The organism is Enterobacter cloacae complex sp. 309I3, from assembly GCF_050031595.1.
Taxonomy (GTDB): Bacteria; Pseudomonadota; Gammaproteobacteria; order Enterobacterales; family Enterobacteriaceae; genus Enterobacter; species Enterobacter cloacae.
On the sequence record NZ_JBLGWI010000001.1, the window covers coordinates 1,458,254 to 1,480,805 of the forward strand.

23 protein-coding genes and 1 riboswitch are annotated in these 22,552 nt (G+C 57.8%); of the genes, 12 read left to right on the plus strand and 11 right to left on the minus strand.

The annotated features are described in order from the left end of the window. Positions 1–43: 43 nt before the first annotated feature. A complete protein-coding gene (gene bioA / locus ACQG22_RS06835) occupies positions 44–1,351 on the minus strand; it encodes an adenosylmethionine--8-amino-7-oxononanoate transaminase (RefSeq protein ID WP_369706375.1) in 1,308 nt (435 codons plus the stop codon). A gap of 68 nt (positions 1,352–1,419) precedes the next feature. Here bioA and bioB point away from each other — a divergent pair, with 68 nt between their 5' ends. From bioB to bioD, 4 genes are read left to right on the plus strand one after another with little or no spacing between them, the layout of a single operon-like run. Continuing rightward, positions 1,420–2,460 carry a biotin synthase BioB gene (bioB, locus tag ACQG22_RS06840; protein ID WP_014831141.1) on the plus strand — a complete coding sequence of 347 codons (1,041 nt, stop codon included), beginning with the start codon at positions 1,420–1,422 and terminating at the stop codon, positions 2,458–2,460. Then, complete coding sequence (bioF, locus tag ACQG22_RS06845; protein ID WP_214553445.1) at positions 2,457–3,614, plus strand: 8-amino-7-oxononanoate synthase; 1,158 nt, start codon at positions 2,457–2,459, stop codon at positions 3,612–3,614. Before bioB ends, bioF begins: the two co-directional genes overlap by 4 nt. Next, positions 3,598–4,353: a malonyl-ACP O-methyltransferase BioC gene (gene bioC / locus ACQG22_RS06850; protein ID WP_369706376.1), complete on the plus strand. Its 756-nt coding sequence runs from the start codon at positions 3,598–3,600 to the stop codon at positions 4,351–4,353. Before bioF ends, bioC begins: the two co-directional genes overlap by 17 nt. After that, complete coding sequence (gene bioD / locus ACQG22_RS06855; RefSeq protein WP_020685271.1) at positions 4,346–5,047, plus strand: dethiobiotin synthase; 702 nt, start codon at positions 4,346–4,348, stop codon at positions 5,045–5,047. Before bioC ends, bioD begins: the two co-directional genes overlap by 8 nt. On the opposite strand, the gene ACQG22_RS06860 is transcribed toward bioD, so the two are convergent. Continuing rightward, complete coding sequence (locus ACQG22_RS06860; protein ID WP_023622020.1) at positions 5,010–5,732, minus strand: ABC transporter ATP-binding protein; 723 nt, start codon at positions 5,730–5,732, stop codon at positions 5,010–5,012. The two genes, bioD and ACQG22_RS06860, sit on opposite strands and share 38 nt — an antisense overlap. Before the next feature lie 751 nt (positions 5,733–6,483). Between ACQG22_RS06860 and uvrB the strand changes: the two genes are divergently transcribed. Next, positions 6,484–8,499, plus strand: a complete 2,016-nt coding sequence (gene uvrB, locus ACQG22_RS06865; RefSeq protein WP_013097496.1) for an excinuclease ABC subunit UvrB — start codon at positions 6,484–6,486, stop codon at positions 8,497–8,499. 74 nt (positions 8,500–8,573) lie between these two features. On the opposite strand, the gene yvcK is transcribed toward uvrB, so the two are convergent. Next, complete coding sequence (yvcK, locus tag ACQG22_RS06870; RefSeq protein ID WP_040020669.1) at positions 8,574–9,482, minus strand: uridine diphosphate-N-acetylglucosamine-binding protein YvcK; 909 nt, start codon at positions 9,480–9,482, stop codon at positions 8,574–8,576. Positions 9,483–9,708: 226 nt separating this feature from the next. Further along, a riboswitch (molybdenum cofactor riboswitch) is annotated at positions 9,709–9,843 on the plus strand. Here yvcK and moaA point away from each other — a divergent pair. From moaA to ACQG22_RS06900, 6 genes are all read left to right on the plus strand, one after another. Next, positions 9,831–10,820 carry a GTP 3',8-cyclase MoaA gene (gene moaA / locus ACQG22_RS06875; RefSeq protein WP_013097494.1) on the plus strand — a complete coding sequence of 330 codons (990 nt, stop codon included), beginning with the start codon at positions 9,831–9,833 and terminating at the stop codon, positions 10,818–10,820. Its footprint overlaps the riboswitch before it by 13 nt. A gap of 24 nt (positions 10,821–10,844) precedes the next feature. Beyond that, on the plus strand, positions 10,845–11,357 hold the full coding sequence (gene moaB, locus ACQG22_RS06880; protein WP_013097493.1) for a molybdenum cofactor biosynthesis protein B: 513 nt from the start codon (positions 10,845–10,847) through the stop codon (positions 11,355–11,357). Between the two features lie 3 nt (positions 11,358–11,360). Continuing rightward, positions 11,361–11,846 carry a cyclic pyranopterin monophosphate synthase MoaC gene (moaC, locus tag ACQG22_RS06885; RefSeq protein WP_020684982.1) on the plus strand — a complete coding sequence of 162 codons (486 nt, stop codon included), beginning with the start codon at positions 11,361–11,363 and terminating at the stop codon, positions 11,844–11,846. Then, a complete protein-coding gene (moaD, locus tag ACQG22_RS06890) occupies positions 11,839–12,084 on the plus strand; it encodes a molybdopterin synthase sulfur carrier subunit (protein ID WP_013097491.1) in 246 nt (81 codons plus the stop codon). Before moaC ends, moaD begins: the two co-directional genes overlap by 8 nt. Before the next feature lies 1 nt (position 12,085). Then, the gene (gene moaE, locus ACQG22_RS06895) at positions 12,086–12,538 is read left to right on the plus strand and encodes a molybdopterin synthase catalytic subunit MoaE (RefSeq protein WP_013097490.1); all 453 of its coding nucleotides are present in this window, start codon (positions 12,086–12,088) and stop codon (positions 12,536–12,538) included. Positions 12,539–12,596: 58 nt separating this feature from the next. Further along, positions 12,597–13,304 (plus strand): Bax inhibitor-1/YccA family protein, encoded by a 708-nt coding sequence (locus tag ACQG22_RS06900; RefSeq protein ID WP_014831151.1) that lies wholly within the window; start codon positions 12,597–12,599, stop codon positions 13,302–13,304. Positions 13,305–13,387: 83 nt separating this feature from the next. Here ACQG22_RS06900 and ACQG22_RS06905 read toward each other — a convergent pair whose 3' ends face one another. Genes ACQG22_RS06905 through ACQG22_RS06915 form a run of 3 tightly spaced genes read right to left on the minus strand, consistent with a single transcriptional unit; the run spans position 13,388 to position 16,346 of the window. Continuing rightward, positions 13,388–14,350 (minus strand): lysylphosphatidylglycerol synthase domain-containing protein, encoded by a 963-nt coding sequence (locus ACQG22_RS06905; RefSeq protein WP_013097488.1) that lies wholly within the window; start codon positions 14,348–14,350, stop codon positions 13,388–13,390. Continuing rightward, a complete protein-coding gene (gene clsB / locus ACQG22_RS06910; RefSeq protein ID WP_013097487.1) occupies positions 14,350–15,588 on the minus strand; it encodes a cardiolipin synthase ClsB in 1,239 nt (412 codons plus the stop codon). The genes ACQG22_RS06905 and clsB overlap by 1 nt, the downstream gene beginning before the upstream one ends. Beyond that, a complete protein-coding gene (locus ACQG22_RS06915) occupies positions 15,585–16,346 on the minus strand; it encodes an endonuclease/exonuclease/phosphatase family protein (protein ID WP_013097486.1) in 762 nt (253 codons plus the stop codon). The genes clsB and ACQG22_RS06915 overlap by 4 nt, the downstream gene beginning before the upstream one ends. A gap of 133 nt (positions 16,347–16,479) precedes the next feature. On the opposite strand from ACQG22_RS06915, the gene ACQG22_RS06920 reads away from it, so the two are divergent. Continuing rightward, a complete protein-coding gene (locus tag ACQG22_RS06920) occupies positions 16,480–16,890 on the plus strand; it encodes a YbhQ family protein (RefSeq protein WP_014831155.1) in 411 nt (136 codons plus the stop codon). Here ACQG22_RS06920 and ACQG22_RS06925 read toward each other — a convergent pair. The 5 genes from ACQG22_RS06925 to cecR are packed head-to-tail and all read right to left on the minus strand — an operon-like array spanning position 16,852 to position 22,492. Next, a complete protein-coding gene (locus tag ACQG22_RS06925; RefSeq protein WP_013097484.1) occupies positions 16,852–17,958 on the minus strand; it encodes an ABC transporter permease in 1,107 nt (368 codons plus the stop codon). The two genes, ACQG22_RS06920 and ACQG22_RS06925, sit on opposite strands and share 39 nt — an antisense overlap. A 9-nt stretch (positions 17,959–17,967) precedes the next feature. Further along, positions 17,968–19,101, minus strand: coding sequence for an ABC transporter permease (locus tag ACQG22_RS06930; RefSeq protein WP_058683718.1), 1,134 nt, complete (start codon positions 19,099–19,101; stop codon positions 17,968–17,970). After that, positions 19,091–20,830: an ATP-binding cassette domain-containing protein gene (locus ACQG22_RS06935; RefSeq protein ID WP_058683719.1), complete on the minus strand. Its 1,740-nt coding sequence runs from the start codon at positions 20,828–20,830 to the stop codon at positions 19,091–19,093. Before ACQG22_RS06935 ends, ACQG22_RS06930 begins: the two co-directional genes overlap by 11 nt. Continuing rightward, positions 20,823–21,818, minus strand: coding sequence for a secretion protein HlyD (gene hlyD, locus ACQG22_RS06940; RefSeq protein ID WP_013097481.1), 996 nt, complete (start codon positions 21,816–21,818; stop codon positions 20,823–20,825). The genes ACQG22_RS06935 and hlyD overlap by 8 nt, the downstream gene beginning before the upstream one ends. Next, on the minus strand, positions 21,815–22,492 hold the full coding sequence (cecR, locus tag ACQG22_RS06945; protein WP_058683720.1) for a transcriptional regulator CecR: 678 nt from the start codon (positions 22,490–22,492) through the stop codon (positions 21,815–21,817). Before cecR ends, hlyD begins: the two co-directional genes overlap by 4 nt. Positions 22,493–22,552: the final 60 nt, after the last annotated feature.

A 22,552-nucleotide genomic window follows, 5' to 3' on the forward strand; every position in this document is an offset into this window, starting at 1 on the left:
TTGCCCTCGTTATTCACTCGTTCAGGAAGTGTAACGCATAGGGTCAAATCGTGAAATGCGCCGGAATGTTAACGGCTTCAACCACCGCGGCGGTTAACGTGCGTAGCTGTTCAGCCGTGATGATATACGGTGGCATCAGGTAGATAAGTTTGCCGAAAGGCCGCACCCAGACACCCCGCTCTACAAAGAAGCGCTGCAATGCCGCCATATTCACCGGATGGGTGGTCTCAATCACGCCGATGGCACCCAGCACGCGTACGTCCGCCACGAAGTTCGCCCCCGAGGCGGCACTGAGCTTTTCTTTCAGCTGCGCCTCAATCGCCGCAACCTGCGTTTGCCACTCGCCGTTTTGCAGGATCGCGAGACTTTCGTTTGCCACCGCGCAGGCCAGCGGATTGCCCATAAAAGTCGGGCCATGCATAAAGCAGCCTGCTTCGCCGTCGCTGATGGTGTCGGCCACCTGACGGGTAGTGAGGGTGGCGGAGAGCGTCATGGTACCGCCGGTCAGCGCTTTCCCCAGGCACAGGATATCCGGTGTGATATCCGCATGTTCGCAGGCAAACAGCTTACCCGTGCGGCCAAATCCGGTGGCGATCTCATCGGCAATCAGCAGGATGCCCTCGCGGTCACACATTTTACGAATGCGTTTTAACCACTCGGGATGGTACATGCGCATCCCACCAGCACCCTGAACAATCGGTTCGAGGATCACGGCGGCAATCTCATGGCGGTGGGCAGCCATCAGCCGCGCAAAGCCGACCATGTCCATTTCATTCCACTCGCCGTCGAAACGGCTCTGCGGGGCCGGGGCAAACAGGTTTTCCGGCAGGTACCCCTTCCACAGGCTGTGCATGGAGTTATCCGGATCGCACACCGACATCGCGCCAAAGGTATCGCCGTGGTAGCCGTTGCGGAAGGTCAGGAATCGCTGACGGGATTCCCCCCTGGCATGCCAGTACTGCAGCGCCATTTTCATCGCCACTTCCACCGCCACCGAGCCGGAGTCGGCAAGGAACACGCACTCCAGCGCATCGGGCGTCATCGCCACCAGACGACGGCAGAGATCAACCGCCGGTTGATGGGTAATGCCGCCAAACATCACGTGCGACATCTGCTCAATCTGCGCTTTCATCGCGGCATTCAGACGCGGGTGGTTGTACCCGTGAATGGCCGCCCACCAGGATGACATACCGTCAACAAGCGGCTCGCCGCTGGCAAGGTGCAGTTCGCAGCCGTGGGCCGAGGCCACCGGGTAGACCGGAAGCGGGCGGGTCATGGAGGTGTAAGGGTGCCAGATATGCTGCTGGTCGAAGGCGAGATCGTCCTGGGTCATAATCGACTTGTAAACCATTTTGAAAAGTTTTAGGTTTACGAGTATAAACCGAACCGAAAATTAACAAAACCCTTTGGAGAAGCCCCATGGCTCACCACGCACGCTGGACGATGTCGCAAGTCACTGAATTATTCAATAAACCTTTCCTGGAGCTGATGTTCGAAGCCCAACAGGTGCATCGTCAGCACTTCGATCCGCGCCATGTTCAGGTCAGTACGCTGCTGTCGATCAAGACCGGTGCCTGCCCGGAAGATTGCAAATATTGCCCGCAGAGCGCGCGCTATAAAACCGGGCTGGAATCCGAACGTCTGATGGAAGTGGAGCAGGTGCTCGACTCCGCGCGTAAGGCGAAAAACGCGGGCTCTACCCGTTTCTGCATGGGGGCGGCATGGAAAAACCCGCACGATCGCGACATGCCGTACCTGGAGCAGATGGTGAAAGGGGTCAAAGAGATGGGGCTGGAAGCCTGTATGACCCTCGGCACGCTGAACGAAGAGCAAGCGCAGCGCCTGTCTGCTGCAGGGCTGGATTATTACAACCACAACCTCGACACCTCGCCAGAGTTTTACGGCAACATCATTACCACCCGTACCTATCAGGAGCGTCTGGATACGCTGGACAAAGTGCGCGAAGCGGGCATCAAAGTGTGCTCGGGCGGGATTGTGGGGCTGGGTGAAACGGTGAAAGATCGCGCCGGTCTGCTGCTGCAACTGGCGAACCTGCCGACCCCGCCGGAAAGCGTGCCAATCAACATGCTGGTGAAGGTCAAAGGCACGCCACTGGCGGATAACGAGGATGTCGATGCGTTTGATTTTATCCGCACCATCGCGGTCGCGCGCATCATGATGCCAACCTCATACGTCCGCCTTTCTGCCGGTCGCGAACAGATGAACGAGCAGACGCAGGCGATGTGCTTTATGGCTGGCGCTAACTCCATCTTCTACGGCTGCAAGCTGCTGACCACGCCGAACCCGGAAGAGGACAAAGACGTCCAGCTGTTCCGCAAGCTGGGGCTGAACCCGCATCAGACCGAGGTGCTGGCGGGAGATAACGAGCAACAGCAGCAGCTGGAGCAGCAGATTTTCAACGCCGATACCGAACAGTTCTACAACGCGGCATCCGTATGACCTGGCAGGCTCGTATTCAATCCGCGCTCGAAGAGCGCCGGGCGCGGGATGCTTTTCGCGTTCGCAGGGTAGTGGAAAACGGTGCAGGCCGTTTTCTGACCCACGCCCGGCGGCAGTACTGTAATTTTTCCAGCAATGATTATCTCGGCCTGAGCCAGCATCCGGCGATTGTTCGCGCCTGGCAGCAGGGGGCGGAACACTACGGCGTGGGCAGCGGCGGTTCGGGGCACGTCAGCGGCTATACAACAGCGCATCAGGGGCTGGAAGAGACGCTTGCCGACTGGCTGGGCTATCCGCGCGCGCTGCTGTTCATCTCCGGCTTTGCCGCCAATCAGGCGGTGATTGCCGCGCTGATGGGCAAGGACGATCGTATCACCGCGGACCGCTTAAGCCACGCCTCTTTGCTGGAGGCGGCGAGTCTCAGCCCGGCACAGCTGCGGCGCTTTGCCCACAATGATGCGCTTTCGCTCGCCACGCTGCTGGATAAACCCTGTGCCGGACAACAGCTGGTGGTGACGGAAGGGGTCTTTAGCATGGATGGCGACAGCGCGCCGCTTCGTGCGCTGTCTGACGTTGCGAAACAGCAAAACGCCTGGCTGCTGGTGGATGATGCCCACGGTATTGGCGTGATGGGTGAGGACGGTCGCGGTAGCGCCAGTCAGCAGGGCGTGAAGCCGGAACTGCTGATCGTCACCTTTGGCAAAGGCGTTGGCGTGAGCGGGGCCGCCGTGCTGTGCAGCGAGTCCGTCGCCGATTATCTGCTGCAGTTCGCCCGACATCTGATTTACAGCACCAGTATGCCGCCTGCGCAGGCGGTGGCGCTCTCTGCCTCGCTGGAGGTGATCCGCGGTGAAGAGGGGGCTGAACGGCGCGCGCGTCTGGCAGAACATATTCAGCGTTTCCGTCAGGGTCTGGATCGGCTTCCTTTCCAAAGCACCGACTCGCAGAGCGCCATCCAGCCCGTTATCGTGGGGGAAAACAACCGCGCGCTCGCGCTGGCACAGACGCTGCGCGAACGGGGAATGTGGGTCACGGCCATCCGTCCGCCCACCGTGCCGCCGGGTACGGCGCGTCTGCGTCTGACGCTGACGGCGGCGCACAAAGCGGAAGATATCGATGCGCTGCTGGAGGCTCTCCATGTCGCCAGTCAATAAACAGGCCATTGCGGCGGCGTTTGGCCGTGCTGCACGCAGTTATTCTCAGCATGATGAGCTTCAGCGTCAGAGCGCTCAGGGGCTGCTTGAGCTACTCGGTGCGCGTCGTTTCCGGTACGTACTGGATGCCGGATGCGGCCCCGGCGGCAACAGCCGCTACTGGCGCGACGCCGGAAGCCACGTCACCGCACTCGATCTCTCTGAGCAGATGCTGGACGAGGCGCGACAGCAACAGGCGGCTGACCGCTATCTGACTGGCGATATTGAGTCGCTTCCGCTGCAGGATGCGCAGTTCGATCTGGTGTGGAGTCACCTGGCGGTACAGTGGTGCAGTAGCCTTTCGCAGGCGTTAAACGAGCTGTATCGCGTGGCGCGTCCGGGCGGAAAGGTGGCCTTTACCACCCTGCTGGAAAGCTCGCTGCCCGAGCTGAATCAGGCATGGAAAGCGGTAGACGAACAGCCGCACGCCAACCGCTTTTTAGCGTATGAACAGGTGACGGACGCGCTGACGGGCTGGCGCTTTCGCAGCCAGGTGCAGAACATCACGCTGAACTTTAGCGATGCGTTCAGCGCCATGCGCTCGCTGAAGGGCATTGGCGCTACGCATCTGCATGACGGGCGCGAGAGAAAACCGCTCACGCGCGGGCAGTTGCAGCGCCTGGAGCTGGCCTGGCCGCAGCGGCGGGGCACTTTCCCGCTCTCTTATCAACTCTTTCATGGGATTATCGAACGTGACTGAACGTTATTTTGTCACCGGAACGGATACCGAAGTGGGTAAAACGGTGGCCAGTTCCGCACTGTTGCAGGCGGCTCGTCTGCAGGGCAAAACCACCGCCGGGTACAAGCCCGTCGCCTCCGGAAGTGAGATGACGGCACAGGGGTTACGCAACACCGACGCGCTGGCGCTGCAGCGTAACAGCACGCTGCCGCTGGACTATGCGGCGGTGAATCCTTATACCTTTGCCGAGCCGACGTCGCCGCACATTATCAGCGCCGATGAAGGCCGCCCCATCGCGTTTTCCGTGCTCTCGGACGGCCTGCGCGCACTGGAGCGCCAGGCTGACTGGGTGCTGGTGGAAGGCGCAGGGGGCTGGTTTACGCCGCTGTCGGACGAACTGACGTTTGCGGACTGGGTCCAGCGTGAGCAGCTTCCGGTGATCCTCGTGGTCGGGGTGAAGCTCGGCTGTATCAACCACGCCATGTTAACGGCACAGGCCGTTCAGCAGGCCGGGCTGCGTTTGGCGGGCTGGATAGCCAACGACGTGGTCGCACCCGGTAAGCGTCATCAGGAGTATCTGGCCACGCTCAGGCGAGTGCTTCCCGCGCCGTTCCTGGGGGAGATCCCATGGCTTGCGGACGGTGCTGAGCACGCCGACACCGGGCATTACCTCGACCTCAGTGCCTTGCTTCCCGCGACATCCAGTGGGCAATAAGCTCGTCATCCAGCTCGGTAACGTGGCCCTGGGCCACGTTACGCCCGCGATACAGCATACAGAAACGATCCGCTACCCGGCGGATAAACGACAGCTGCTGCTCGGCTAATAACACCGTCATCCCCAGCTCACGATTAAGCCTCGCCAGCAGATGGCCCAGCTTCTGAGCAAAGCTGTACCCTGCGCCCTGCAGCGGCTCATCCAGAATCAATACCCGCGGTCGGTTGACCAGCGCGTTAGCCAGAGCCAGCTGATACTGATCGTCCGGGGAGAGCCCGTTCGCCCGAATCTGTCGCAGCGCCCATAGCTGCGGGAACAGGTCATAGACATCGCTTTTTGCGCGCGTGTCCGTTGCCCCTGTCGCCCGCATGGCGATGTGCAAGTTTTCCTCAATGGTCAGTTGCGAAAAAATCCGTCGGTCCTGTGGCACGTAGCCAATCCCCGGCAGCGCGCGTTGATCCGGTGCCTGACGCAGTAAATCACAGGGCGGGGCACCGGCTTCGTGCCAGACGATGGTTCCGCTCTGCACCGGTAACGCGCCGGTGATGCAGTTGATGAGGGTGGTTTTTCCCATGCCGGGCAGGCCAATCACCCCTGTGCATAAGCCCTGCGGTAAATCCAAATCGACATTCCATAGCGTATGTTGGTTTCCGTAAAACTGATTGACTGCACGCAGACTCAACATCTTTCTCTCCTTAAAAATGTATGTGGGTGAGGCTCGTTAATGAATCTGCAAATCTCCTGCCAGAACCGTTGAACTGATTAAAAAAGAGGCTTTTTTAGGATAATGCCGTCGCAAAACGACCGATCGATAAGCGGATTGCACTGTCTCAGTGCCAGAACTGTTAGCGGTGGTGCAGGGACTGAAATGGCTGAATTGTGAGCAAGATCTCATTGATTGGTTATGAATAACGCAACGGTTGATTGGCAAAAATTAGCGATAAAAATTTTTTGTCACCGCCTCGTGGGAAAAACCGGGAATTTGCTGAGCGGCAGTCTGTATGGGCTGGACGCAGTTATCCACTATTCCTGTGGATAACCATGTGCATTAGAGTTAGAAAACACGCGATAAGCGAGAGAGGACGCGGGTTACGCCCAAATTGACGCGAAACGCGGCTCTGGAAAATATCCTTTAAGATTTAAATGGTTAGATAAAATCAATTGCCGTCATAAAAGTGTCACCGGTTGCCATAAAACAACCATTACCTGGCTTGACAAATGTTAAAAATGAAAATGTTCTGGGGATAACCGGGTAGGGCTGGTGTTTTATGTCGTCTCAGTCGAAATTTTGACCGGGAATACGCTAATCCTTCGGGTGCTATGCTAAATATCGTGACACGCTACTGGTTTTACATCCAGTGTTTTTTACTGGCATTCCTGGCCACAACGAGTAAAATTACTCACCTGCCGCTTTTTACATCACCAGGTTGTCGCCCATGAGTAAACCGTTCAAACTGAATTCTGCTTTCCGTCCTTCTGGCGACCAGCCTGAGGCGATCCGTCGTCTTGAAGAGGGGCTGGAAGATGGGCTGGCACACCAGACGCTGCTGGGGGTGACCGGTTCGGGTAAAACCTTCACCATCGCCAACGTCATTGCGGATCTGCAACGCCCCACCATGGTGCTGGCGCCCAACAAAACGCTGGCGGCGCAGCTGTATGGCGAGATGAAAGAGTTCTTCCCGGAGAATGCCGTCGAGTATTTCGTCTCGTATTACGATTACTACCAGCCAGAAGCCTATGTGCCGAGCTCTGACACCTTCATCGAGAAAGATGCCTCGGTGAACGAACACATTGAGCAGATGCGTCTCTCGGCGACGAAGGCGCTGCTGGAACGTCGTGATGTGGTGGTGGTCGCGTCGGTGTCTGCCATCTACGGTCTGGGCGACCCGGATCTCTACCTCAAGATGATGCTTCACCTGACGCAGGGGATGATCATCGATCAGCGTGCGATTTTGCGCCGACTGGCGGAGCTGCAGTACACCCGTAACGACCAGGCGTTCCAGCGCGGTACGTTCCGCGTGCGCGGCGAGGTTATCGACATCTTCCCGGCGGAATCGGACGACATTGCCCTGCGCGTTGAGCTGTTTGACGAAGAGGTGGAACGCCTGTCGCTGTTCGACCCGCTCACCGGCCACGTCGAGTCCGTTATTCAGCGTTACACCATCTACCCGAAAACGCACTACGTAACGCCACGCGAGCGTATTGTGCAGGCGATGGAAGAGATCAAAGAGGAGCTGGCGGAACGCCGTAAGGTGCTGCTGGCGAACAATAAACTGCTGGAAGAGCAACGCCTGAGCCAGCGTACCCAGTTCGATCTGGAGATGATGAACGAGCTGGGCTACTGCTCCGGCATCGAAAACTACTCCCGTTTCCTCTCCGGTCGTGGGCCGGGCGAGCCGCCGCCGACGTTGTTTGACTACCTTCCGGCGGACGGGTTACTGGTGATCGACGAATCCCACGTCACGATCCCGCAGATCGGCGGGATGTATCGCGGTGACCGCGCGCGTAAAGAGACGCTGGTGGAGTACGGCTTCCGCCTGCCGTCGGCGCTGGACAACCGTCCGATGAAGTTTGAAGAGTTTGAAGCGCTGGCACCGCAAACCATTTACGTTTCGGCGACGCCGGGCAACTACGAACTGGAGAAATCGGGCGATGAGGTGGTTGACCAGGTGGTTCGTCCGACAGGGCTGCTGGATCCGGTGATCGAAGTCCGTCCGGTTGCGACTCAGGTGGACGATCTGCTCTCCGAGATCCGCGCCCGTTCGGCAATCAACGAGCGCGTGCTGGTCACCACGTTGACCAAACGTATGGCGGAAGACCTGACCGAATATCTGGAAGAACACGGCGAGAAGGTGCGTTATCTGCACTCGGATATCGATACCGTGGAGCGTATGGAAATTATCCGCGACCTGCGTCTGGGCGAGTTTGACGTGCTGGTGGGGATCAACCTGTTGCGAGAGGGTCTGGATATGCCGGAAGTCTCGCTGGTGGCAATCCTCGATGCTGACAAAGAGGGCTTCCTGCGTTCTGAGCGCTCGCTGATCCAGACCATTGGCCGCGCCGCGCGTAACGTCAACGGTAAAGCGATTCTCTACGGCGATAAAATCACCCCGTCGATGGCGAAAGCGATTGGCGAAACGGAACGCCGTCGCGAGAAACAGCAGCGCTACAACGAAGAGCATGGCATTACGCCGCAGGGTCTGAACAAGAAGGTGGTGGATATTCTGGCCCTGGGTCAGAACATTGCGAAGACCAAAGCGAAAGGACGCGGCAAGGCGCGTTCCGTGGTGGAGGAAGATACCGTCGCGCTGACGCCGAAAGCGCTGCAGCAGAAAATCCACGAGCTGGAAGCGCAGATGATGCAGCACGCCCAGAACCTGGAGTTCGAAGAGGCAGCGCAAATTCGCGACCAGCTGCATCAGCTGCGGGATCTTTTCATCGCCGCATCTTAGGTAAAGCAGCGTGTTTTCGCCCTCTCCCTGTGGGAGAGGGCCAGGATGAGGGCATCAGGCCGCACAAAACGAGCCTAACCCAACTCCTGAATCGCCTTCTCCAGCGCGTCACGCAACAAGTGACGGTCATGACGGTATTTGATATCGCTGGCCTCCAGCGGCTCCTGCACCACCACGCGATCGCCAATACCCGACACATCCACTTTCGGCCCGACCACAACACCGTCGATGATTTTTTTACCGACGTACTGCTCCATCAGCTCCAGTTTATCCGCCAGGGACAGGCTGGCCGCAGCCGGACTCAATTCACGGCCTAAATTACCGATGTACACCATCGGGGCGGGCGTTCTGCGCAGGGCCTGCGCCAGCTCTTTCACCAGTAAAATCGGCATCAGGCTGGTGTAAAAACTGCCCGGGCCAATCAGGATCAAATCCGCCTCGGCGATGGCCTCAACTGCTTCGCGCGTGGCAGGAACGGCCGGGTAAGTCATCAGCTCTTTCGGCGGCAGCGTAAGCTGATCAATATTCACTTCGCCGTACACTTCATGGCCTTCCACGTCGATGGCCATCAAATCGACCGGTTGTTCAGACATCGGGATCAGGAACGCATCCACTTTGAGCAGATTGCGGATGAGATTGATCGCTTCCAGCGGGCGCACGCTCAGGTGATCCAGCGCTTTAAGCATCAAATTTCCAAGGTTATGCCCGGAAAGTTCCCCGTTACCGCCAAAACGGTACTCAAACATCGCCGAGGCGACGCTCGGTTCGGTAATTAACTGGTTCAGGCAGTTACGCATATCGCCCCAGGCAATGCCGCCTTCTGCGCGTCGGATCCGCCCCGTCGATCCGCCGTTATCCGTTGTTGTTACTATCCCTGTCAGTCTTGAGCCAAGGGATGACAAAGAGGACATCACCCGGCCCAGACCATGGCCTCCACCCAGTGCCACCACCCGGTCAAGATCCGCAAAAGTGCGATTGCGCATACATATTCCTTATCACGTTCGATCTGCGTAACAGTAACCTAACTACCCCTAAAAGACGATGCCTCAGCCAGGGCAAAATGACGTATATCAATGCGAATCTGCTGTTTTGGCGTATTCTGTAACGAAAATGCACGATCAGGTCGCTATATACATGTTTATATAGCGTTAAGCGGTAATGGCGAAAGGGTGATTTACGCGCTACTATCGCCATAACCACGTTTTCAAATTTGAAAACATACACTCTAGCCCTGGTGCCTGTGTCGAAAGATATGGCGCCCTGGCCGTGGCAACTATGCCACCAGGGTACAGAAAGAAATGACTGTGCCTCCCGTATCTGGAAAGGTGTACATGGCTTCACAACTTACTGATGCTTTCGCGCGTAAGTTTTACTACTTACGTCTGTCGATTACCGATGTGTGCAACTTCCGTTGCACCTACTGTCTGCCCGACGGCTACAAACCGGGCAGCGTCACCAATAACGGCTTTCTCTCCGTGGATGAAGTTCGCCGCGTTACGCGCGCGTTCTCGGCACTCGGCACGGAAAAAGTGCGTCTGACCGGCGGAGAACCTTCGCTGCGCCGTGACTTCCCCGACATTATTGCCGCCGTGCGTGAAAACGAACGCATCCGTCAGATTGCGGTGACCACCAATGGCTACCGCATGGCGCGCGATGTCGCAACCTGGCGTGATGCGGGCTTAACGGCCATTAACGTCAGCGTGGACAGCCTGGATGCCCGTCAGTTTCATGCCATTACCGGGCAGGATAAATTCCAGCAGGTGATGGACGGTATTGATGCCGCGTTTACCGCCGGGTTCGATAAGGTCAAAGTCAACACCGTACTGATGCGTGATGTAAACCATCATCAGCTGGATACCTTCCTGGCGTGGATCAAATCCCGCCCCATTCAACTGCGGTTTATTGAACTCATGGAGACGGGCGAGGGCAGCGAGCTGTTCCGCCGCCATCACATCTCCGGCATGGTGTTGCGCGATGAGCTGCTTAAACGCGGCTGGATCCACCAGATCCGCCAGCGCAGCGACGGCCCGGCGCAGGTCTTTTGTCACCCGGATTACGAAGGGGAGATTGGGCTTATCATGCCTTACGAGAAAGATTTCTGCGCCAGCTGTAACCGCCTGCGCGTCTCCTCGGTGGGCAAACTGCATCTCTGTCTGTTCGGGGATGGCGGCGTTAACCTTCGCGATCTGCTGGAAGACGATGCGCAACAGACCGCGTTGGAAGCGCGTATTTCTGAGGCGCTGACGCATAAAAAACAGACCCACTTCCTGCATCAGGGCAACACCGGCATTACTCAGAACCTGTCATACATTGGCGGGTAATCAGGCTTAAGAAGGAACCAGAAGATGAGTCAGGTCAGCGCGGAATTTATCCCGACACGTATTGCCATCCTTACCGTTTCCGACCGTCGTGGCGAAGAGGATGACACCTCCGGCCACTGGCTGCGCGAAGCCGCCCATGACGCCGGGCATAAGATCGTCGATAAAGCGATCGTCAAAGAGAACCGCTATGCCATACGCGCACAGGTCTCCCAGTGGATTGCCAGCGATGAAGTGCAGGTGGTGTTGATCACCGGCGGCACCGGTTTTACCGCAGGCGACCAGGCGCCAGAGGCGCTTATCCCGCTGTTCGACCGCGAGGTAGAAGGCTTCGGCGAAGTGTTTCGCATGCTGTCGTTTGAAGAGATTGGTACCTCGACGCTGCAGTCACGTGCGGTGGCGGGCATGGCGAACAACACACTGATATTCGCCATGCCGGGCTCGACCAAAGCCTGCCGCACCGCGTGGGACAACATTATCGCCCCGCAGCTGGATGCCCGTACCCGTCCGTGTAATTTTCATCCCCATTTAAAGAAATAAGCTATGTCGCAACTGACCCACATTAACGCCGCTGGCGAAGCGCATATGGTGGACGTTTCTGCCAAGGCCGAAACGGTCCGCGAGGCGCGTGCCGAAGCGTTCGTTACCATGCTGCCAGGCACCCTGGCGATGATTATCGACGGCAGCCACCATAAGGGTGATGTCTTTGCCACTGCCCGCATCGCCGGGATCCAGGCGGCGAAACGTACCTGGGACTTAATTCCGCTCTGCCACCCGCTGATGCTCAGCAAGGTGGAGGTCAATCTTCAGGCCCAGCCAGAGCACAACCGCGTGCGCATCGAATCGCTGTGTCGTTTAACCGGTAAAACGGGCGTGGAGATGGAAGCGCTGACGGCGGCGTCCGTTGCCGCGCTGACCATCTACGATATGTGCAAAGCGGTGCAGAAAGATATGGTGATTGGCCCGGTTCGTCTGCTGGCGAAAAGCGGCGGCAAATCCGGTGATTTTAAGGTGGACAGCCATGATTAAGGTGCTCTTTTTTGCCCAGGTGCGTGAACTGGTGAATACCGACAGCCTGACGCTGGAAGCGACGTTTAAAGACGTTGCCGCACTGCGTGCGCATCTGGCGGCGCAAAGCGACCGTTGGGCGCTGGCGCTGGATGAAGGGAAGCTGCTGGCCGCCGTCAACCAGACGCTGGTGGAGTTTACCCATCCGCTGGCGGCAGGTGATGAAGTGGCCTTCTTCCCACCGGTGACGGGGGGTTAAGATGGCTGATACGCGAATTCTGGTTAGCCCTGAGCGCTTTAACGTCGGTACGGAATATCACTGGCTGGCAGAGCGCGATGAAGACGGTGCTGTTGTGACCTTCACCGGTAAAGTGCGTAACCACAACCTTGGCGACAGCGTAAAAGCGCTGACGCTGGAACACTATCCGGGCATGACCGAGAAATCTCTGGCTGCGATCGTCGAAGAGGCGCGAGGCCGCTGGCCGCTCGGGCGTGTGACGGTTATCCACCGCATCGGTGAGATGTGGCCGGGCGAGGAGATCGTTTTCGTGGGGGTGACCAGCGCCCATCGCGGCAGCGCGTTTGCTGCCGGGGAGTTCATCATGGATTACCTGAAAACCAAAGCCCCGTTCTGGAAACGTGAAGCGACGCCGGAGGGGGAGCGGTGGGTTGAATCGCGCGACAGCGACAAACAGGCCGCCAGCCGTTGGTAACAGGTTTATGTGGATGTGTTAGTCTTAACGTGTGTGTCTACTTAATCAGGAGTGAATCATGGACCGATTTCCGCGTTCCGATTCGATAGTACAGCAGACCCGTAGTGGCCTGCAGACGTATATGGCTCAGGTTTATGGCTGGATGACGGTGGGCTTACTGCTTACCGCATTTATCGCGTGGTATGCGGCCAATACCCCTGAACTGATGATGTTTATCTTTTCCAGCAAAATCACCTTCTTTGGGCTGATCATTGCGCAACTGGCACTGGTGTTTGTGCTCTCCGGTCTGGTACAGAAGCTGAGTGCCGGGATGGCGACCACCCTGTTTATGCTCTATTCGGCACTGACGGGACTGACGCTTTCCAGCATTTTCATCGTCTATACCTACTCCTCCATCGCCAGCACCTTTGTGGTCACCGGCGGGATGTTTGGTGTGATGAGCCTGTACGGTTACACCACCAAACGTGACCTCAGCGGTCTTGGCAACATGCTATTCATGGGGTTGATCGGGATTGTGCTGGCGTCGCTGGTAAACCTGTGGCTGAAGAGCGACGCGCTGATGTGGGCGGTGACCTATATCGGGGTGGTGATTTTCGTTGGCTTAACCGCCTACGACACCCAGAAGCTGAAAAACATCGGTGAGCAGATTGACGTGCGTGACAGTTCCAACCTGCGTAAATACTCAATTCTGGGCGCCCTGACGCTGTATCTGGACTTCATCAACCTGTTCCTGATGCTGCTGCGTATTTTCGGCAACCGTCGTTAAATACTGCCCCTCACCCTAACGGTGCGGTTTTTCTCCCTCTCCCTGTGGGAGAGGGCCGGGGTGAGGGCATCAGACCGCTGCGCCTATTTTGCCATCGCCTTCTCGTTCTTCGCTCTCAGCTTCTTCGCCCGGCTCTCAAGCACCAGATAACAGACCGTGGCCAGCGCCAGCGGCAGGAAGTAATAGAGCATGCGGTAGGCGAGCAGGGCGGCGATAATCGTCCCATGAGAAACATGTTCTCCGGCAAGCAGGGCGATAAATACCGCTTCCAGCACCCCAATCCCGGCCGGAATATGTACGATCACCCCGGCAATACTGCTCACCAGCAGCACCCCCAGCACGAAGAAATAATTCACATCTTCGCCAATGAGCAGCCAGATAATTGCCCCCATCGCCATCCAGTTGGCGCTGGAGACCGCCATCTGCAGCACGGCAAATTTCCATGAAGGTAAAACCAGCTTTTGCCCTTTGATGGTCATATGGCGGCGTCTGGCAAAGGCGCAGGCCCAGAGATACAGGGCGATAATGAGCAGGAGCGCGAAACCCAAAATCCGCAGCGTGGCTTCATCGATATACCAGTGTGCGGGCAACTGCACCACGCCGATGGTAAAGATCACCCCACCCAGCAGAATATAACCCAGCCAGTTGGTGGTAATGCTCAGCGAAAATATACGCGTGATGGTCCCACCGGGCAGTCCCAGGCGCGAGTACAGGCGATAGCGCATGCCAATCCCCCCGACCCAGGTGCTGAGCGTCAGGTTAAAGGCGTAGCAGATAAACGACACCAGCATGACCTGGCGTTTTGCCAGCTTGTGGCCGCAGTAGGCGCGGCCCAGCAGGTCATAGCAGCCGTACATCAGATAGCTCACAATCACCAGCCCAACCGCTCCCAGCAGCACCATCCGGTTGTAGTTGCGGATGACTTTCCACACCTCTTCCCAATCCACCTTTTGCGCGTAAACCACCAGCAGCACCGCAACGGCAATAAAAAACAGCCAGGTCAGGATCTTTTTCGCCATTCGCCAGCGTGGATGCGATTTAGACATCAGGTTTTCCCTCCATCTTCCGCCTCAATGCGGTCCTGGGTTTCCATCTCGGGTTGAACAGGCGGATCCACCAGCGCAAGTTTTGGGGTATGCGCCGGCAGCCAGCCCACCATCGCCGGGAAATGGCGCAGGAAGTGGAACACCACTACGCTGATCCCCAGATTCCACCAGGTGCGTTTTGGCACCATGGACTCGTCCACGCGCACGCAGTCGTTGACGATCAGACCCTGCAGGTTATCCCGCAGGGTCTGGTTAAACTGGCGATCGTGAATGATCAGGTTCGCTTCCAGGTTAAGCGACAGGCTCAGCGGATCGAGGTTACTGGAGCCGACGGTCGCCCAGTGATCGTCCATCAGCGCGACTTTGCCGTGCAGCGGTCGGCGACGGTATTCGTAGATCTGCACTCCGCCTTTGAGCAGGTAGTTATAGAGCAGCCGCGCGCCGACTTTGACGATGGGCATATCCGGCTCGCCCTGCACAATCAGCTTCACGCGGACGCCGCGTCGGGCAGCACTGCGCATGGCGTGCAGCAGCCGGTAGCCCGGGAAGAAATAGGCGTTAGCGATGATCACTTCGCGTTTGGCATTCGCCAGCATTTTCAGGTAGTGGCGCTCAATATCGTCCCGGTGCTCGCCGTTATCCCGCCAGACGAACAGCGCCTGCGCTTCGCCGGGCTTCCGGTTCTCTTCCGGACGATGGCGGCGCTTCCACCAGCGTCGGGCGGCCTCTTTGCCGGGTAAGTTTTCCAGTTCAAACAGCAAAATGTCCTGAACCACAGGCCCTTCGATGCGGATGGCGTAATCCTGCTTGGCCTCCGGGCCGTAGTCAGACATATGCTCGGCGGAGTAGTTAATGCCACCGACAAACGCCACCGTCTCATCAACGACAACGATTTTGCGGTGCATCCGGCGAAAGAGATTGGTACGCATGCCGAACAGGCGAGGGCCGGGATCGTAGTAGCGGAACACAACGCCTGCGGCAGTGAGCTCATTCACGAACGCATCGCTGAGATCGGGCGAGCCATAGCCATCCAGCAGCGCTTCAATTTTTACGCCGCGCTGGGCGGCGCGCAGCAGCACGCTGTGCAACTGTTTGCCCACATCATCTTCAAACCAGATAAAGGTCTCGAGGATCACTTTATGCTGCGCGCGGTCTATCGCATCAAAAACGGCGGGGTAATATTCGTCCCCGTTGACCAGCAGCGTGATCCGGTTGCCTTCCTGCCAGGTACATTTCATAAGTGGATCTCCGCGCTCAGCGGGGCATGGTCGGAAAGGTGGCGCCAGTTAAGCAACGCCAGCGCGGTCGGGCTGCTGGCATGGGCGTTTTTCACATAAATGCGGTCAAGCCTCAGCAACGGGAAGCGCACCGGAAACGTGCGCGCAGGTCTGCCGTGCGCGCGGGTGAAAATTTCCTCCAGCCCGGCCTCCACTTTCAGAGGGTGGTTAGCCCGCTGCCGCCAGTCGTTGAAATCCCCGGCAATGACCACTGGCTCTCCTTCGGGCAGGGCGTTAGTCCACTCGGCCAGCATCTGCAGCTGTGCCTGGCGATGCGCTTCCCGTAAACCGAGATGCACACAGCCAACGTGCACCGGAAAATCGAGATCCGGCGGGGCGATACGGCAATACAGCAGCCCACGCTTTTCGCTTTCGCCGACGGAGACGTCCCGGTTCTCGTAATGTTCAATGGGATAACGCGACAACACCGCATTTCCGTGATGCCCTTCAGGATAGACCGCATTGCGGCCGTAAGCGTAATCACTCCACATGGTGTCGGCCAGAAATTCGTAGTGGGGCGTGTCGGGCCAGTTTTCGAAGTGCATCGGATGGACCTCGTGCGCGCCCATCACTTCCTGCAGGCAGACAATGTCCGCGCTGACGGTGCGAACCGCGTCGCGCAGCTCCGGTAAAATGAAGCGGCGATTAAATGCTGTGAAGCCTTTATGAATGTTTATCGTCAGCACTTTAAGCGAGAAATGCTGCATTTTTTTGGTCATAAGCTCCTTCCTGAGTGACTATCCCAATGAAAATAAAGTGTAGTCGTCGTCACAAAAAGATGCGGTGTTACGGAATTTTCCGTAAAGTGCGGTAGTCTGATTAAGCAGAGAAAAATCCTTCAGGAGAGAAGCCATGAAGTGGCAACAACGTGTTCGTGTCGCAACGGGTCTAAGTTGCTGGCAGATAATGTTGCATTTACTGGTCGTGGCCGTACTGGTGATGGGCTGGATGAGCGGCACGCTGGTGCGTGTTGGCTTAGGACTATGCGTCCTCTATGGCGTCACCGTGCTGTCGATGTTGTTCCTGCAGCGCCATCATGAAGCGCGCTGGCGCGAGGTGGGTGATGTGCTCGAAGAGCTCACCACCACCTGGTACTTTGGTGCCGCAATGATTGTGCTGTGGCTGCTGTCCCGTGTGCTGCAAAACAACCTGCTGCTGGCGCTGGCCGGTCTGGCCATTCTTGCAGGGCCTGCGGTGGTCTCTTTGCTGGCCAAAGAGAAAAAGCTACGCAATGTTGCGTCTAAACATCGCGTACGCCACTGAACCCGTCGTGGCCGCTATGACCAGTAGCGGCCACAAACTTCCCCAGATAATATCCAGACTCGCATCCTTCAGATAAATTTGCTTGGTGATATCCGTAAAGTGACGAATCGGGTTTATCCACGTCAGATCCTGTAACCACACCGGCATATTCTCAACCGGCGAAACATACCCGGAGAGCAGGATGGCCGGCATCATAAAGACAAACACGCCAATAAACGCCTGCTGCTGCGTGGAGCAGAGCGCGGAAATCAGCAGGCCAAACCCGACCAGCGACAGCCCGTAGATCACCATCGTGAAGTAGAACAGCGCCAGTGACCCGGCGAACGGGATCTGGTAGGCCCAGATCCCCACGCCCAGCACGATGGTAGCCTGGAACGTGGCAACAATCAGGGCGGGAACCGCTTTACCGACGAAGATTTGCCAGGTCGCCAGCGGGGAGACCAGCAGCTGATCGAGCGTACCTTGCTCGCGTTCGCGGGCGACGGACAGGGAGGTGACGATCATCACCCCAATGGTGGTAATCATGGCGATCAGCGACGGCACCACAAACCATTTGTAGTCCAGGTTTGGGTTGTACCAGTTACGTACCACCAGCTCGCTGTTGTTGGGCTTCGGTTTCCCCTCCATCAACTCCTGCTGATAATCCTTCACCACCTGTTGCAGATAATTCGCGGCAATCTGCGCGCTGTTGGAGTTACGCCCGTCGAGGATCAACTGCATGGGCGCGGGCTGGAAGGTGTCCAGATTGCGGGAAAAATCAGCCGGAAAACGCACCAGCAGCAGCGCTTTCTGGGTATCGATGGTGTGCTGGATCGCCTGTGGACTTTTCAGCAGGAGGATATGGGTAAAAGCCTTCGCCCGGGCAAAGCGCTGGGTCAGCTCGACGGAATGTTTACCGTTGTCTTCGTTGTAAATCGCGATGGTGGCGTTGGTCACCTCAAGCGTGGCGGCAAAAGGGAACAGAAACACCTGGATGAGCACCGGCAACACCAGAATGGCGCGGGTTTGCGGCTCGCGCAGCAGCGATTGCAGCTCTTTGCGTATTAACGTCCATAAACGGTGAAACATGTTCGCTCCTTAATCCAGACGCCGTTTGGTTTTCATCCACGTCAGCCCAATAAACATCGCCGCCGACGCCAGCAAAAACAGGGTATTGATAATCAGCACTACCGGAATATTCCCCGCCAGGAACAGGCTTTGCAGCGTGCTGACGAAATAGCGCGCCGGAATTATGTAGGTCACGGCACGGATCACCGCGGGCATGCTGTCTATCTGGAAGATAAACCCGGACAGCATAATCGACGGTAAAAAGGCGGCGTTCAGCGCCACCTGCGCGGCGTTAAACTGGTTGCGGGTGACGGTGGAGATGAGCAGCCCCATGCCCAGCGTGCTCAGCAGGAAGAGGCTGGTAATGAAAAAGAGCAGCACCAGTGAGCCGCGGTACGGCACCCCGAGGATAAACACCGAGACCAGCATACAGAGCAGCATCGCCAGCATGCCGAGGAAGTAGTAGGGGATAAGCTTACACAGCAGCAGCTCAAGGCGCGTCACTTCGGTTGAAAGCAGCGCTTCCATGGTGCCGCGCTCCCACTCGCGGGCAATCACCAGCGAGGTCAGGATTGCGCCAATCACCGTCATAATGATGGTGACCGCACCCGGGATAATAAAATGCTGGCTGATGGCGGCAGGGTTAAACCAGTAGCGCATCTGTACGTCGATCAGCGGTTCGAACGTTTCGCCCCGGTCTTCAGCGCGCTGCATCTGCCAGAGCTGCCAGATCCCCTCTACGTAGCCCTGGACAAAGTTGGCGGTATTCGGCTCGCTGCCGTCAGTGATCACCTGGATCGGCGCAGCGGTATTTGCCCGCGCCATGTTGGCGGCAAAATCGACCGGGATCACCACCAGACCGCGGATTTTCCCGGCCTGCATCTTCTGAATAAGCGCTTGCCGGTTGTCGCTGATGGTGGCGTCAATGTAGGGCGAGCCGGTCATGGCGTGGGTGAAGTCCAGCGCCTCTTCGCTCTGTTGCTCCAGTAATATCCCGACCCGCAGCTTGCTGGAGTCGAGGTTGATCCCATAGCCGAAGATAAACAGCAGCAGAAGCGGGATAACCACCGCAATCAGCCAGCTGCTGGGGTCACGCACGATCTGACGCGTCTCTTTGATGCACAGCGCGCGCACCCGGCGCCAGGAAATCGCCTTATTGCGCATCGGCATTCTCCTTATCCCAGTCGTGGATGAGGGTGATAAACGCCTGCTCCATGGTCGGGTCCGGCACCTCGTCGTCTGCAGCCTGGGCTTTCAGGTCATCCGGCGTGCCGTGGGCAATCAACTTGCCGCGATAGACCAGCCCGATACGGTCGCAATACTCCGCCTCGTCCATAAAGTGGGTGGTTACCATCACCGTTACCCCTTTCTCCACCATGCTGTTGATGTGCAGCCAGAACTCGCGGCGGGTGAGGGGATCAACACCTGACGTGGGTTCATCCAGAAACAGAATATCGGGCTCGTGCATCAGCGAGCAGGCCAGCGCCAGCCGCTGTTTGAATCCCAGGGGCAGCTCATCCGTGGCGTGGGAAGCGATAGCTGTCAGGCCAAACGCCTCGCTCATGCGGTGGATTTTCTCGTCCTGGGCACGCCCTCGCAGGCCGTAAACGCCGGAGAAAAAGCGCAGGTTTTGCTCGACCGTCAGGTTGCCGTACAGCGAGAACTTCTGCGCCATATACCCCAGATGCTGGCGCGCCTTGCCGGAGCTGACTTTCAAATCCATATCCAGTACCAGCGCTTTGCCGGACGTAGGCACCAGCAGGCCACACATCATCTTAAAGGTGGTGGATTTCCCCGCGCCGTTTGGCCCGAGCAGGCCAAAAATTTCACCGCGTTTCACCGCGAAATTGACGTTATCGGTGGCGGCGAAATCACCGAATTTTTTGGTCAGGGATTTGGCTTCGATCACCGTCTCACCCGCCGTACCTTCCACCGTGTGCAGGATCGCCCCGAGCGGCGATTCCGAAGTACCCGCTCCGCCCAGCAGATCGATAAACGCGTCCTCAAAGCGGGGAGCCGTCTCTTCCATCTCAATGTCAGGCATGCCCGGCGCGTGACGAATATCCGCTTCGGTCGCCTCTTTGGTCAGGATCACGCGCACCGAACGGCCCTGAATCATCCCGTCGCTGACCTGGGGCAGCTTCAGCACCCGTTGCAGCAGTTTGCGGTTCGACTCCTGCTGGCTGTGCATCAGGAAACTGCGTCCGGCCATGCTTTGGGTCAGCTTCGTCGGTTCTCCCTGATAAAGCAGCTCGCCTTCGTTCATCAGCAGCACATCGCGACACTGCTCGGCTTCATCCAGATAGGAGGTGCTCCAGAGGATCAGCATTCCGTCACCGGCCAGCTCGTGCACCATCTGCCACAGCTCGCGGCGTGAAATGGGGTCCACGCCCACGCCGGGCTCATCCAGCAGCAGCACTTTCGGCTCGCCGACCAGCGTACAGGCCAGCCCCAGCTTTTGCTTCATCCCGCCGGAGAGCTTGCCCGCCAGACGATCGGTGAAGGGACCGAGGGAGGTGAAGGACAGCAGACGGGCGAAAGTCTGCTGACGGGTTTCACCGGTCACGCTGCGCAGATCGGCGTACAGATTAAGGTTCTCCATCACCGTCAGGTCTTCATAGAGACCAAACTTCTGCGGCATATAGCCGAGCATGGCGTGGAGTGCACCGTCATCTTTAATCGGATCGAGCCCGAGCACGCTGGCCGCCCCTTCATCGGGCTTAAGCAGGCCTGCCAGCATCCGCATCAACGTGGTTTTGCCTGCGCCGTCCGGGCCAACCAGCCCCGTCACATAGCCTTTCTGGATGGTACAGTTCAGCGGCGCGACGGCCGGTTTTTCCATGCCCGCGAAGCGTTTGACCAGATTGTCGAGCCGGATAACCGCGTCATTCATGTCGTTCCCCGCTGTTCACTTTTACGGTGACTGGCATGCCCTGGCGCAGCGCGTCGTCCGCATCGGTGACGATGATGCGCAGGCGATACACCAGGTCGGTACGCAGATCCGGCGTTTCCACCGTTTTTGGCGTGAACTCAGCGGTGGGTGAAACAAAGCCCACTTTGCCGTGATACGGCTTATCCGGACGACCGTCGGTATAGAGCAACAGTTCGCGACCCGGCTGCATCTGGCCGAGGTTTGGTTCATCAATGTAGGCGCGCACCCATACCGGACGGGTGAGCGACAGGGTTAAAACGGTGCTTCCGGCGTTGAGCATGCTGCCGGGCTCCACGGCGCGGGTCATCAGCGTGCCGTCAGACGGTGCCACCAGCGTGGTGTCATGCAGATCGAGTTCCGCCTGGGCCAGCTGGGCCTGCGCCTGTTCAAGGCTGGCTTTGGCCTGGGCGATATCCTGCGGGCGGTTACCGGTGTGGTACTGACTCAGTTTGTCCTGTGCGGATTTCAGCGTTGCCTGAGCCTGATCGCGTGATGAACGGGCGTTTTCCAGATCGTTGGCCGAAATAGTGCGGCTTTTCCACAGCCCCTGCTGGCGGGCATAGAAATTCTGCGCATAGTCATAGGCCGCCTGCGCCTGTTTGACTGCGGCAGCAGCCTGGGCAATCTCTTCGTCACGATAACCGGCCAGCATCAGATCATATTGCGCCTGGGCGACGGAAACCCCGGCTTTTGCCTGCATTAACGCGTTCTCGTAGGGCGCTTTATCAAGCATCCCCAGCGTCTGCCCGGTTTTGATGGTGTCGCCCTCATCCACGTTAAGCGACGCCAGCCGCCCCCCGACGCGGAAGCTCATATTCACGGTGCGAATATCAACGTTACCGTACAGCGTCAGGCCGCGATCCTGATGGCTTTGATACCACAGCCAGCCACCGACGCCTGCGGCAAGCAAAACAACAACCACCAGAATGATGGCGACAGGTTTTTTCATGACTTCAGGCTCCTTTGCGTTAAGCCTTGCAGGATCAGATCCAGATGACAGGTGATAACCTGGCTAATCTGCGCGGCTTTATCCTCATCAAATTGTGTCCAGCCGGTGCGTAACAGAATCGTTTCTCGCCCCAGACGGAAGGCCAGAATCTCACCCAGCAGGGCGTGGGTATGCAAAATCGTAGCGGTATCGTTGGCGTCTTGCCCGGTATAGGCCGCGATCAGCCGGGTCAGGTGCGTGTGCATCGGGGCAATCACCTGGTCATGCACCAGCTGGTAGGCGGCAGTGGGGAAGAGCTGTTCACGGGAGATAAAACGACTCAGGTTCAGCGTGTCGTCGTGCGTCAGCAGGCGGATCATGTTGTGGCAGGCGTTGAGGATCAGCTGGCGGATAGCGTCACGATCGGGCGACGTCTGGCTGAGCAGCGCGGTGGCTTCCTCCACGTGCGGGTGAAACTGCGTGCCAATAAAATCGGCGATCCACTGGGCACAGGCGAGGTATAAATCCTCTTTTGAGCCAAAATAGTAGGGGATAGCCGCAATGTTTTGCCCGGCCTGCGCCGCGATATCCCGGGTGGTGGCGTGTAAGCCATACTCACCAAACTGCGCCAGCGCGGCAGCAATAAGCTGGCTTTTGGCCTGTTCGCCTTTAGAGGTTGTCGGGGTTGTATTCATAGCGGCATTAAAAATTAATCAATCGATTGATTAAGATTATGCCTGATTAGCGAAATCGTC